11 protein-coding genes and 1 tRNA gene are annotated in these 12568 nt (G+C 62.0%); 3 read left to right on the plus strand and 9 right to left on the minus strand.

Annotated features, from left to right (window positions below):
* Positions 1-8 precede the first annotated feature (8 nt).
* Positions 9-1121, minus strand: coding sequence for an ATP-grasp domain-containing protein (locus tag EIP85_RS00790; RefSeq protein WP_164871612.1), 1113 nt, complete (start codon positions 1119-1121; stop codon positions 9-11).
* A 208-nt stretch (positions 1122-1329) separates the two neighbouring features.
* Here EIP85_RS00790 and EIP85_RS00795 point away from each other — a divergent pair.
* Together EIP85_RS00795 and EIP85_RS00800 are read left to right on the plus strand one after the other, a co-directional pair.
* Positions 1330-1406 (plus strand) — tRNA-Arg (locus tag EIP85_RS00795).
* A gap of 153 nt (positions 1407-1559) precedes the next feature.
* Entirely contained in the window at positions 1560-2144 is a 585-nt protein-coding gene (locus EIP85_RS00800) for a hypothetical protein (RefSeq protein ID WP_127900231.1), read from the plus strand.
* Between the two features lie 14 nt (positions 2145-2158).
* Here the strand turns inward: EIP85_RS00800 and EIP85_RS00805 are convergent, their stop codons facing one another.
* On the minus strand, positions 2159-2737 hold the full coding sequence (locus tag EIP85_RS00805; RefSeq protein ID WP_127900232.1) for a hypothetical protein: 579 nt from the start codon (positions 2735-2737) through the stop codon (positions 2159-2161).
* Between the two features lie 185 nt (positions 2738-2922).
* Between EIP85_RS00805 and EIP85_RS00810 the strand changes: the two genes are divergently transcribed.
* A complete protein-coding gene (locus EIP85_RS00810) occupies positions 2923-4359 on the plus strand; it encodes a caspase family protein (RefSeq protein WP_164871613.1) in 1437 nt (478 codons plus the stop codon).
* 247 nt (positions 4360-4606) lie between these two features.
* Here EIP85_RS00810 and EIP85_RS00815 read toward each other — a convergent pair whose 3' ends face one another.
* From EIP85_RS00815 to EIP85_RS00845, 7 genes are all read right to left on the minus strand, one after another.
* Positions 4607-5293: a recombinase family protein gene (locus EIP85_RS00815; protein WP_127900234.1), complete on the minus strand. Its 687-nt coding sequence runs from the start codon at positions 5291-5293 to the stop codon at positions 4607-4609.
* A 703-nt stretch (positions 5294-5996) separates the two neighbouring features.
* On the minus strand, positions 5997-9479 hold the full coding sequence (locus EIP85_RS00820) for a bifunctional DNA primase/polymerase (RefSeq protein WP_127900235.1): 3483 nt from the start codon (positions 9477-9479) through the stop codon (positions 5997-5999).
* A 574-nt stretch (positions 9480-10053) separates the two neighbouring features.
* A complete protein-coding gene (locus EIP85_RS00825; protein WP_127900236.1) occupies positions 10054-10431 on the minus strand; it encodes a hypothetical protein in 378 nt (125 codons plus the stop codon).
* Positions 10424-10960 (minus strand): hypothetical protein, encoded by a 537-nt coding sequence (locus EIP85_RS00830; RefSeq protein ID WP_127900237.1) that lies wholly within the window; start codon positions 10958-10960, stop codon positions 10424-10426. The genes EIP85_RS00825 and EIP85_RS00830 overlap by 8 nt, the downstream gene beginning before the upstream one ends.
* On the minus strand, positions 10953-11237 hold the full coding sequence (locus tag EIP85_RS00835; RefSeq protein ID WP_127900238.1) for a hypothetical protein: 285 nt from the start codon (positions 11235-11237) through the stop codon (positions 10953-10955). The genes EIP85_RS00830 and EIP85_RS00835 overlap by 8 nt, the downstream gene beginning before the upstream one ends.
* Positions 11234-11746 carry a hypothetical protein gene (locus EIP85_RS00840; RefSeq protein WP_127900239.1) on the minus strand — a complete coding sequence of 171 codons (513 nt, stop codon included), beginning with the start codon at positions 11744-11746 and terminating at the stop codon, positions 11234-11236. The genes EIP85_RS00835 and EIP85_RS00840 overlap by 4 nt, the downstream gene beginning before the upstream one ends.
* Positions 11739-12365 carry a hypothetical protein gene (locus EIP85_RS00845; RefSeq protein ID WP_127900240.1) on the minus strand — a complete coding sequence of 209 codons (627 nt, stop codon included), beginning with the start codon at positions 12363-12365 and terminating at the stop codon, positions 11739-11741. The genes EIP85_RS00840 and EIP85_RS00845 overlap by 8 nt, the downstream gene beginning before the upstream one ends.
* Positions 12366-12568 lie beyond the last annotated feature (203 nt).

A 12568-nucleotide genomic window follows, 5' to 3' on the forward strand; every position in this document is an offset into this window, starting at 1 on the left:
GGCCGGCATCAGCCCGCCCGCGCGCGCCGTTCGTGGTATCGCCGGAGCAGCAGCACCGGATCGGCCGCCCCCTGCGCCAGCGCCCGCCGGTCGGCCCGACTCAGCCGCCAGGGCGCCCGCTGCCCGCGCGCCAGCTGCAGCATCAGCCGCGCCGGAGAAAGGACGGACCGCCCGGCCAGCGGCTCTGCCTCCACCTGCGGCCGCCCAAGGGCATGGCGCACGCCGGCGGCGACGTAGTTCGCCCCGCACCAATGGGCGTGGCAGATCGAGGCCCAGATCCGCGCATTGCACTCGAAGAAGGTGATCCGCCCGTCCGGCCCCACCCGCGCGTCGAGATTGGCGATCCCGGTCAGGCCAACCGCCTCCACATAACGCTTGCCGAAGCCGATCAGCGCGTCGTTGTCGAGGTAATGCACCGCCTCGCCGACCCGCGTCTGGGCGGAGGCAAGGATGGTCCGCCCCTCCAGCGCGAACACGTTGAAGCCCACGTCGCGGCCGGGAATGAACTCCTGCACCACCAGCGGATGGAAGACATAGGCCGGGTCCTCGATCACCCGTCGGCGCAGGTCCTCGGCCGAGCGCGCCAGCACGACCCCGTCCGACCCGCCCCAGTTCGTCGGCTTCACGATCAGCGGGAACCCGAAGCGCGCGCCAAGCCCGTCCGGGTCGAGCGCGCCTTTGTCGGCGAAGAACTCCGCCTGCGGCACCGGCACGCCGATGGCGCGGCAGGTGGCGTCGAAACTCTGCTTGTCGTTTAGCTCGGCCAGCGCGGCGGGTGACGGCATCGGGAAGACCGGCACGGAAAGCGCCCCGCCGATCCGGGCCAGCTGCAGCTGCGCGTCATTGTCGGCGGGTACGACGACATCCGCCGGGTAGGCTAACAGCAGCGCCTCCAGCCGCGCCAGCAGCGCCTCGGGCGTCGTCTCTTTCACCGCGCAGGGCTCGAACCTTCGGCAGAAGCGCGAGAACTGAAGAAAGCCCATCCAGGGGTCGCCCACGGCGACGATCTCCGCCCCCATCCCGTTCAGGCAGTAAAGCGCGGAAACGGTCAGCATGGCTTGCGCGCAGAGCAAGAGCACCCGCGGCCCGGCCTGCCTCCCTGGTCCCGACGCCCCGGTCATGCCCGGCTCCCAGCGACGAAAAAGATTGCCGCCTGAAACTACATCATCGACGCCCCGCCAAGGCAAACGGAACAGGCATGCGCGCCACCGCGAGGCCGGACCTGTGGCCCCCGCGCCAAGTCGCACCGGCCGGCCCAGCCCTCGCGGATCCTTTCGGCGAGATTGCCCGTTGCACGCGCCGCAGCCTGCCGCTATAGGACGCGGACCGGCACCCATAGCTCAGCTGGATAGAGCGCTGCCCTCCGAAGGCAGAGGCCAGAGGTTCGAATCCTCTTGGGTGCGCCACCACATCCCGTAACACACTTGAATTAAAGGATAAATATCCGATCCCACCAGCTTCCGTGCTGGTTTCTGTACTTATTGGCTGGTGAAGGCATGGCGCGAGTGGCGCCGGATTCGTGCTCGCCAGAGCTGCATGGGTGCTGATACCGTAGCCGCATGTGGGCAACGATCATCACTGCATTGGGTGCGCTCGTCGGTTCGAAAGGGGCGATTAGAAGACTGTTGATCGTGCTTGTTCTGGTACTCACGCCCACAGCGGCGCTGGCCAAGAGTCACAAGGACCACACGGCGGGAATTATCATCGGTGTTCTCTTGATGGTCGCGGTGGTCGCGATCGGTGCTTCGTACGACGGGGACGCAAAGAAAAAGGCGCAGGCCCCGCGCGAACTGGGGCAAGGGGTACCTTCAAACCTCACCGCGAACCAGCAGGCGCGGGGGCGCCCTGAAACGGGCTACGCAACCCCATCGAACCTTGCAGCGCAGCTCGCTCCGCGCCTTGATCCGGGCAGCTCCTACTTGGTCCACGTGTACCTACAGTCCCTAAAGGTGCTCCGGGTAGAGGGACCCATGTCTGCGGCCGAAGTTCCCGGCGTGATCCTAGGTACGCTTGGGCGCGCAGGCATCAAGACGGTTACAATTGATGAACGCCCCAACGGCGTTGATGTCTTCCGTACCGATTTCATCAACATGAGGTCGCGGCAGGGGCGGAAGATATTTGGGTTTCGAGTCGTTAAGGCCTAGGCCGATGGCTGGGCCTAGCCGGTCAGGTGGTATTCAACGGCTTGCAAGAGGTCGATCACATCAGCTGCGCCCATGAAATCGAAGAGAACTGGACCGGATGTGGTCGGCGTGATTTCGAACACGGTCCCTGCTGGGCTCCGCACTGCTTGGCGATTGTGGGCCGGATAATGCGCGAGGCGTTTCTTGCCGCTCTCGTTGATTGCGAACCGGTTGCCATGGGCGACAGCGTTGCGCAAGTGGTAGACAAGTTCGAGGACCGGCGCGTGATCGAAATAGTTGTGGACTTTGAGTTCGTCACCCAGTGCTAGCAGCGCGCCTCCCGCCCACGCGCGTAGGAAGTCCGCCTGCAGGTCCCGATCCTCGCGCAGCAAGGCGAGGTGACGAAGCATATGGACCCCATGGTGTGTACCATCTTTGCGTTTGATCTCAGTAGTGGGATATTTGATTAGGGTTGGCCCGAGGCGTTGCGGTGGCGGCAGTAGCGCGCTGGCCAGTGGGTTCGTTGCCACATGATTAGCCACCGCAAAAGTGTAGTAGCCAGTGGCTAGACGACGGGCCATCCGCCCAACTGCGAGCTTGTCGGGATAGGTCATCGTTTTGACGTATCGCAAGAAAGGGTGGAATCCTACCCGGGCGCATGCGAGGTCAAGATGAATTCGGCGATACCGCAGGGGGCTTCGACGCCCAAGGAAGATTCCAGCCAACCGCGCCTAGTCTAGTGCTTCACAAGGCCCTAGTCTCGCCAGCCACCGAAACTCGAACATCTGTAAGGGTGAACATGACCTCCACTGCGATCCTGATCGGGAATGCCGAGTACGACCAAGGGAACCCGTTGCCGTGCTGCTGCGCGGACGTTGACGCCATGCGAGCGCTGCTGGAGGCCACCGGTCGGTTCGAAAACATCCACGCATACGTGGACCTCGACGCCGATGAGATGCGCGACGCCGTTCGGGACGCGTTGCCGCCTGACGGCACGCACAACGAGGTATTCTTCTATTTCTCGGGGCATGGCCAGTATGTTGACCCCGGTCTCTACTTCTGGGGCACTACTTTTGACGAAAGTCGGCCGAACGAGACAGGGCTTGCGCACGGCGACCTAATGGACCTCTTCCGTGCTGCCGCACCCGAGGTGTTAGTCGCCGTCTTCGACGCGTGTTATTCGGGCGCGCTGTTGGTGAAGGGCGACCGCTCTTTGCCGCTGCCGCCCGTGGTGAGGGATGGGCTGAGGAACATTCTCCAGTTTTCGTCATCAATGGACGATCAGACTTCGCTCAGCGGTGAGAGCCTGAGCGCGTTCACCCGCGCGTTCCTAGAGGCTAGCGTGCGCAAGACGGATGGCACGATCTACTATACCGACATATCGAACACTTTGCGGGATGACTTCCTAGGAAACGACGCCCAAACCCCGTTCTTCGTCAATCAAGGTACCGGGCGAGAGGTACTGGTAGACGACGCCAAGAAGCTCGCCGCCTTTCGGGCGGAGCTTGCACGCCGTTGGGGCACCACTGGAGACGTAGGCGACGAGAGCAACGGCGCCGACAACACCAGTACCACCGGTGAGCCGTTGACACCTGCTCAACTACTCATGGTAGCGGAGAAGCGTATGGGCGGACCGGAACAAGCCGAGGAACTGATCGACAACTTGTTCGATGGGCTTATCGGGAAGTTCAGTGACACTGAGTTCGCCGAGTTCTTCGAGACCTCAACCATCGTGCACTCGGACTACCACGAACCGGTGATACGGGAATTCATGATCAGGGTGCTGTCGGGCGAGACGCGCCCCGATCGGCTCGTGACCGCCGAGATCAAGCGCACCGCCAAGAAGGTGAACCCGGTGGAGCGGGCGATGTTGGGTTTCATGGCGTCGCTAAATCAGGAGTGGACCGAGACCTACGACCTCGCACTCAACTGCACCATGTCACGGGCGCAGTTGAAGCTGACCTTGACCCCCAAGTACAGGGCGCTCCAACAACTCCAGCTTGTTCTAAGCTGCGCGCCGAGCCTCAACCAGTGCTACATCTTCGAGATGGTGACGCAGCATCCTAGGACCAACTGGGACGCTTTCGACGTTGAAGGGCGCGAGGTCGTGCGCCGCTGGTACACGCTGGAGTGGGGTGCAAGCGTTGACTTCCTCATAACGAAGATATGCGATGCACTCACCAAAGCGGTTCATGACCACATTGACGAAACATCAAAGCGCCTCACGGATGGCTAACCCCGAGAAGCGGGCAAGCGTGGGGAATCCACAGAGCCGAGCGAAACGGGCAGGAATCCTCAAATTACCTGCGCTAGAAACGCGGGATTCGGGCGACGCGTCGCCTGCTAGTAGCAGGGGGTCTGACGCGTCGAAGAGTGGCGTACGCCTTGGGGCCCTCGCTCTGGCGGGGACAGAAATCTGGTTAAGGTCGGCTCAGGCACGGGCAGCACAGAAGGCGCTAATTGCCCGCTAACGCGGGCCAGCGCTATGCCGCTAGCCGGTCCAACACGTTCTTCACGCTCGACGGGTGCCACACCTTCTTCCCTCGTGGCGTCTCGATGCCTGCTTTGGTCAGCGCATCCGCGATTTGCTGCAACGTCGCGTTGCCTGCCCGCAGCGGCAGAACAAGGTCTGCGATCCGGAGAGCCGATGTGTCGGCAATGGCCTGCACAGCCCGCTGCCGAGCTTCCGCGCCGCCACGATGGCCCCCTAGCGTCTGCCCGCGTGAGCGGGCGCTGGCGAGGCCCTGCTTGGTCCGCAGGGAGATGAATTCGCGCTCCTGTTCGGCGAGGGCCGCGTAGAGGTGCAGTTGGAAATTGTCGGCGAAGGGCATGGACGCGACCTTGAATGGCACCGTCTTGTCGTCCAAGAGCTGCGCGATATGGCTGACTTTTCTCGATAGCCTGTCGAGCTTGGCCACGAGCAGCGTCGCTTTCTGCGCGCGGCACAGGTCCAGCGCTGCGGCGAGACCGGGGCGGCGCCGAGGATCATCGTGCTTCCCGGACTCGATGTCCTGAAAGGTGCCGATGGCCGCGCCCGCGCTGTAGTGATCGAGGAAAAGCTGAACGTCCCGGCGCTGCGCGTCGAGTCCGTATCCGGTCGCACCCTGCCGTTTGGTCGAGACGCGAAAATACAGAACGAATGGTCCGGCGATGCGATGATCAGGGCTCATTTCCATTCCTTCTACGAACGTCGAGATTCTGCACGAGAAATCTACGCCCGAAACGCATGATTCTCTAACCTTTTCAAGTGTTTGATTCGATTTTCTGAAGGCTGTGGCGCATCGACGTCCCGAGGCGCGGGAGGGTGAGCTGATGCCAGAATGCGAGAGATTTGGGCAGTGAAACTGATCGTCGTCGGCAGGCGCCGGAGCGGCGGTTGTGGTGATGGGCTGGTGGTGGGTCGGTGCAAGGGGGCATTGAAAACAAAGGGAAAAATCGACCTGCGACCGCCTGCCACCAGCCTATCATCGGTCATAAGCCTATGACTTTTATGTCATATTTCTCGGGTTGGATGATGGGGACTCGATTTTCGGTCTCGCCCCAACCCCGTGGAGAGATACACACATATTCGCGCGTCGCCTGTTCAGGCGACCGAGGATGGGAGCGAATGAACATGTCTTCCCGATATGGAATCTTGTGACCATTTATCTTTTGTCCTGCCACCAAGTCCAAATAATACCCTTTATTATCAATTCTTTACGGGCGATGATGGGTGGTGGCCGGTTCACAGACCCTTCACCACGTCAAGAATATCCATTGGATATCAATGCATTACGTGAAGGCGCTCTGGTGGTGGGTCGGTGACAGGCCTCTGGCCCTACCAGCAGAAACGGCATCAGGGGCGCTGACGCGCCCCCGTTCCACCGCCCCAAGTCACGTTTCGGCTTCGACGCCGTCACCCTTGATCAGCGGTTTCCGCTCCATCGCGTAGAGCGCGCCGTGCTTGTCGGCGTGAACCTTCGTCAGGATGTATCGCCCTTGCTTGTCTTCGCTCTCCTCATGGTCGGCATCATGCTCGCGCACCGTGCCGACCATGCTGGTGATCCTCTGCGACACTGCGTTAATCGCCTTCCCGCCATACCTGATCGCGTCGCCGTCCCAGACGTAACCGCATCCCGGCAGCGCAATCTCCTCGTCCGTCAGTATACCGATAATCGACAAAACGCGGTGCCCGGCATACGGGAAAGGCTTGGCCTTTTCTTTGCCTTCGCCACCCGACTTGAGAAACTGGGGCGCCCTCTCCGTGCTGTTGATACGGAACAACGTCGCCTCCACCTTCTGTTCTGCTATCATTGCGTCGATCAACCCCGTGTCCGGCGTCTCCGTGGTCGTGGTCGAGCGGAGCTTGGCACGGTTACCGAGGAAGCCTTTGATCCCTGCAGCTTCGAGAATACCACCGATGATCTTGGAGTGACGCTCGAATCCGGCGAGCCCTTTTTCCTTCCGCTCGGGACATCCTACGGCGATCCAGTTCTGTACGAGGACAAGCAGGCAGCGAAGATATTCGGGGCCACGCTTGGCTATCTGGGTTTCGAGGTCGTACTTGAACATCGATTCCGGGCGATCCCCGGGATTCTCCATCTGCGGATCGAGGTCGATCAGCAACATCCGCTCAGAAAGCTCCTCGGACAGCATAGTTCGGATGCCGGTGAACGCCCACGTCGCCCTCACACGCGCCTCAATCGTGTCATTGGTGTTGAGACGCCGTGCCGAGTAGTAGGGCCACGCCGTCATCGCCCCCGCCAACTCGCCAAAGTCCACCTTGCCGGTAGCAGGCAGGTTGTCGAAGAAGATAAACGGCATGCCCTTGTCCAGCTCGGTAACGATGGTCTTACGGACTTCGTCCTTGCTGTCAGGCAGTGACTGCGCAGCGGCGTAGCCCATCGTGGCGATGTATGACACCGTGCTTATCAGCTTACTGGCCCCAGTTCGGGGCTTATCTTTCCGCGCCAGATGCCCGGGCGTTGGACCGTTGATGAATTCGCGGCACAGGGGCGTCAGCCCCATCGACATAGCGTGTGCGAATGACGGTGACACCAGCCCCCCAACGATGCCGGGGCCGGTTTGCTTGCCGCCCCGGTCGAGACCGGTCATTTCCTCGCGGCTCAGCGCGTCCAGAGGAAAATCGGCAAGGAGATCCACGAGCTTCGTGACCGCCTCCTTGACCTGCGCCTCAGTTGGCTCGTCAGGCACGTCCAGCGCCTCCACCCCCGCGACAGGCTGATAGTACAGGCCGCTCTTGTGGTAGCCGGTCTTGGTCACCAGCGACTTGTCTTCGCTGTACACGGGCGAGCTGATCACGCGCAGCAGCGGCGGGTACGCCGTCTTGTCCCGGTTGAACACGTTATTTGTGAGGTCTTTGGAAGCAGGAACCGATGCGTCGTCTTTGAAGAAGTCCACGCGGGCTTCGATCTTGGCCTTGAAGCGCTCTTTATCGACGTTCTTGATGCGGATCAGACCGTGCTCGTTTTCTTGCACATCCACGATGCGGCCCATGCTGTGGAACAGCTCGGGGTCGTCGCCCTGATCCGCCATAATTGCCGCAACGTTGTCACAGACGACGCGGAACACCTTGCCGTCGAGGTCGATCATGCGAACTAGCTCTGAACGGACGGAAGCACGGCGCTTGTTTCTCTCCCTAGTCTTGGCTTCCCGCTGTTCTTGCGCCTCAGCAGCGTCAGCGTGGACGTCCCACATCTTCTGAAGAACCCTGCGATTGATGATCTTGTGCCGGGCGAGATCATCTTTCGCCCTCCCCCAAGCGTCGAGCGGTACCCCGGCGGCGAAGGCCTCGGCTATCCGATCCCTCATTTCCCTTTCGGGCGTGTTGCGGGTAGTGCCCTTTGCCCATGCCTCGAATTTGGCCGCCGCGCGCGCGGCCGCTTCCGCCTCATCCAGCACCAACCCAGTGTTCTCAGCTTCCTCAGCCTCCTTTGCGGCGCTCTCGGCGTCCTCGGGCTGTGAGCCGGCGGCTAGGGTTTGGGTGCCATCCGCTTGCCCCCGCACGTTCTCGACCTCTGGCGCGGCTTCCTCCGCTTCATCTTCGGCCTCGTCGGTGATCACTCCACCCCAGTCTTGCGCCTGCTCGATCCGGCGCCATAGATATTCGTCTGTTGCGTAGCGGGTCTCGGCTCGATCATCGTCACAAGGCGCCGCAAGGATGGCGTTGCGCAGGATGTCGAACAGCTCGACCGGGTCGCCGTGTGGGCGACTACGGAACCACGAACAGGCGGCGCTGTAGATAGGCCCGTCGAAGCCACAGAGCCCGTCTCCGTCGCCAATGATGGCGAGCTTCGCGTCAAAACCGTAGACGCGATCACCGGGTGTATAGGTGCGCGGAGCGGCGTTGCTCGCCCGGCGGGTGCCCGTACTTGTACTTGCCTTGCCGGTGCTCACCTTCGAGCACTCGAATGCCTGCTCTTCGAGCCATTCCGGGGCGTCTGCGATCTCGCATTCCCACGGCGCGCATCCGGGCTTCCACTGATAGTAGCCGCCGGACTCGTGGACCGAAGGCGCAGCGATGATCTGCCCGCCTTCGCCACGGATATCGACCTTAGGCGCGATCTTACCGCCGGTGTTCAGGATCGGGCGTTTGCACCGGAAAAGGCGGTGCTGCCCCTTGCCGGAGCCGGAAACTGATGTCGCCGTCTTCGGCAGCGGGCCATGCTCTGCCTCCAGCTTGCGCACCGCCTCCATGCCCTCGTCGCCATCCTCATCGAGGGCGAACATGTGGCATCCTTGCTGGAAGACGATGGAGACGTTGCGCGGCGCGCCGGGCTTAGCGTACGGGTACGCCTTACCCTTCTTGTTCGGCGGGTACTCGCCCTCACCAATCCATGCGTCGGTGATCTCATCCTCGATAATGGTCGCCCGGTCCTGCCAACCCGCGCCGCGTGGCACCTTCGCGGTATGCTTGCCGTCGATCATACCCGTGCCTTCGCCACTGTTGGGGTAGACGGCGTGAGAGTCGACGACAGTCAGTCCGTGGTTGGCGTATTCCAGCGCGTATGCCAGCGTCATCGTGTTGTGGTCGAACACATCGGCGTATGCAGCATTCACGCGCTTGCCGCCGACTGCGTGCAGAACGTCCCGTGCCTGATCCAGACGGTCAGGAAGCGCCTGCACCGCGCGCTCACGCGCGTCTGCGGCTCGACGGGTGTGGTAGAGGGAACAGGGTGGGGGCGCTCCAAAGACCTTGTCCACCGGCAGCCGGTCGAACGGGATTGGGGTTGCGCCAGCGGTAGGGGCTTTAGCTTCGCTCTGCGTCGGCTGCTCGACAAGGGCCTTGTCGGTCAGTGCGGCTTGATGAACTTCGCCAAGTTCAGCGGCGGTCTTCGTGGTGGACGTAACAGTCATTCGTTTTTTCTCCGTAGTTGTTGCTGGTGATCGTGTTCATGGCTTTCTCCTTTTTGGTTTCCCCGCCGATCTTGGTCGGGGTGCCCCGTCATGAGGCATCGGGCCGCACCGCCCGCTGGTTACTCACACTCAATCGATCTCAGCGGGCCAACACCCGCCAATCAACATCTCACCCCACGCGGGGGCGATTGGATTAATTTCTAGGCGGCGGTGTCGAGCTGGTTTTGGTACCGAACCGCTCCATCTTGGCCGTGCCGAAAAGCGCCCGCCCGCGCCTTCGGACGTTCTTCCAGCTCATACGTGAGCCATCTCACGCGGGTGCGTCGCTCCCACGCTATTCACCATCGTCAATTGTGCCTCCTTTCTTACGCGCCATAGGGATTTCCGTCCTTGTAGCGGGGGAAGTTATGACGGGAGACAAAGTCTTACAAGTGCTTGAAATTGCTTAATATAACTTAAGTCTGCGGTTCCGGCAAACTCCGCTTCAAGCGGAGTTTGCCGGGATAGTGTTCTGAAATTGTGCGATTGTTTGGGAAGATGTCGCGAAGGGCGCTTTCTTTTTCGCCGTTCGCCATCACGCCGCCTTTTGCCTTGGGAACAGGTCAACTACCTTCTCGACGCCCGGGCGGAACTGATAGACGCCGTGCGCCGGCAGGTGTTCTGCACCGGTCATTCGGATGGCATATTCTGCGATGTGGGACCTAACGCCCCATGCGACCGATGCAGCGGACACGCTGGTTCGCCACGCGGGCACATTTGCCGCGACAACATCCAGAACGCAGGAGCAGGCTTCGGCGAAATCGGCGAATGGGAGTGTCACAATTGCCTCCAGACGGGCCATCCATGCCCGGTCGTAGAGGAGGTGGCCGCGCCGGGGCGCGTCGTTGATGTCGAGGGCGTCGGTCGCAGCACAAAGCAGCTTCGACGCTTGGAGCGGTGTAAGGTCAGTCATCTTCTTCGTCTTCTCTTGGGATTTCTTGCCCGGCACGGGCGAACTGGTGTGCCAGAGCAGCGGCCATGCGGTTTCGCCGCTCGGCAGCCATCTCGGTGCCGATCATTTTGCGCATGTCGCCGCCGTCTGCGATGAGTCTCGGCGGCAAGTGCAGGCCGTCCCGCGCCAGCTCCTCTTCGACAGCGGCGAGGAAGCCGAGCCAGATCACTACCGGTGGAAATTCGCCCCGCTGACGCGGTTGATGATCTCGCGCGGCAGCCCGCTCAGCCTCGTTCCGCCGGGCCTGTTCCTCGGCCACGTATCCAGCCGCCAAGATGCAGGCATTGAGCGAGGCCTCCACGTTTGTGACTGCCGCGTTGTACTTGCCCTCGGCTAGATTGGTCTCGGCGAGACGCGCATTCTCGTGCGCGGTGAAAAGAAATGCATCGAGACCTTCCTCCCAGCCGGAGTCAGCCGGTCGCGCAGTCATAAGCCCATCACCATTCGAGGCGGGCACGTACCGGAGTTTTCTCTGGCGCAGATCAGCCACGGTAGACGTCCAAGATCGTGCTCATCACTTCTGCGGCGCTCGGCACGCCAGCGGCATTTGGGGTTTCTGGTCCGGCGAGGGCGGCATCGACTGCCACCAGTGAGCGCCGCAGTTCATGGTATCGGTGCGCCCCAGCACTCACCTTGGCGAGGCTGCGGTTCACGAGGCTAGAAGTGGCGCCGCTGTTCGGCGCCGACACCGCGTCGTAGATTTGCCGGGCGATACTGAGGACGTGCTCAAAGGTGCTGAGAAGGCCGGAGTGATCGCGGTCGGTCACTTCTGGTCTGCTTCCTGCCCCCGGCGGTGTTCGGTTATCCTTTGAGCCCGGCTCCTTGGGGATCGGGAGTTCAGATCGGCGGCGCGCTCGCGCTGGGCCTCGGGCGATAGCAAGGAACTGTTGATCTGGTGGCGCTTGGCGCTGTTGGCCCGCGCCTGCGCGTCGCCAGCCAATTGCCTGCCGTAGGTCAACCTGCGGGTCGGATTCATGGTCGCGGCGTGGGCGCCAATCTCAGCAGCGCTCTTGGCGTCTTCGTGGTGCTCCCGCAGACGGAGTGCCACGGCTTCATTAGAGCGCAGCTCGGATAGGACGTGCGCCGTATCGAGCGGGTAAGAACCATCGGTCATGATGTGGGTGCGAACACTCGGGCAGGCCAAAATCTCGTCGGTCGACACCGGGACGCCGAGGGATGCAGCAGCGCTAGACGCGACGTTTACAGCGTCGGTCATCACTGCGGCTGTGGTGGCGCCCATGATGTCTACGAGGCGGGCGAGATCGAAGTCAGACATTTTGTACACTTTCATTGAAGGATGAGACCTGAGCCGGCGCCCCACGCCGGAGAAACACGTGGGGCGCCGACCTTGGCGCCGGGGGGATCGCCTTGATCACCTCCGGTGCATGAAGAAGGCCGAAGGTTGTCGCTGCCCGCGCCCAATCGCGGGGCAGCTCGGATGCGTCGTCGCCGAGAACGTAGCGCAGCACTGACGGGGCACAGAGGGCCTGACCCCATACGGCCTCGGGGATTGTCACGGCACCTGTCCAGAGCGCGTCCAGCGCGCCACGGCGCAGCGCCCGGCGCACGTCGGCGAAGCGCGCGCGCTCGGGGTCGGTGAGGACCCTATGCAAGGCGACCGTGGGCTGATCGCCAACATAGAGGTCCCACCGACCCACGAGGTCTGGCGCGCGCCCCTCGGCGTCGAATACCGCCAGTTCGCGCAAGTCACCACCAGACAACCCCCTGCGGTGGGGCTGGCGGAACCCACAGGTCAGTTCACTGAGGCGCCAGTGCTTGCGACCCCGGGCAGCACGACGAAATGGCGCATCACCCGTCGCGCGCCGCACGGTCATGGGGTTGCAGTTCAAGATTTCGGTTACAGAATCAACGTTTAGGGTGAAGAGACCGGGCACGGGGTGATCCTTGCGGGCTATGTTTTCAGGGAAGATCGCCACCCCCGGCAGCGATTCGGCTGACTCGGCTGCAATATTTAGCAGTCCATGTCAAGGTATTTGTGTGACCTTTCTCTCACACTTCACTCGCGAAGTCAAGAAAACGGACAGAACGGGTCACGAGTGTGCTCGCGCATGTGATCGGATACTGAGACGCTTGGGCG

The sequence above is a fragment of the Solirhodobacter olei genome, assembly GCF_004010155.1.
Taxonomy (GTDB): domain Bacteria; phylum Pseudomonadota; class Alphaproteobacteria; order Rhodobacterales; family Rhodobacteraceae; genus Solirhodobacter; species Solirhodobacter olei.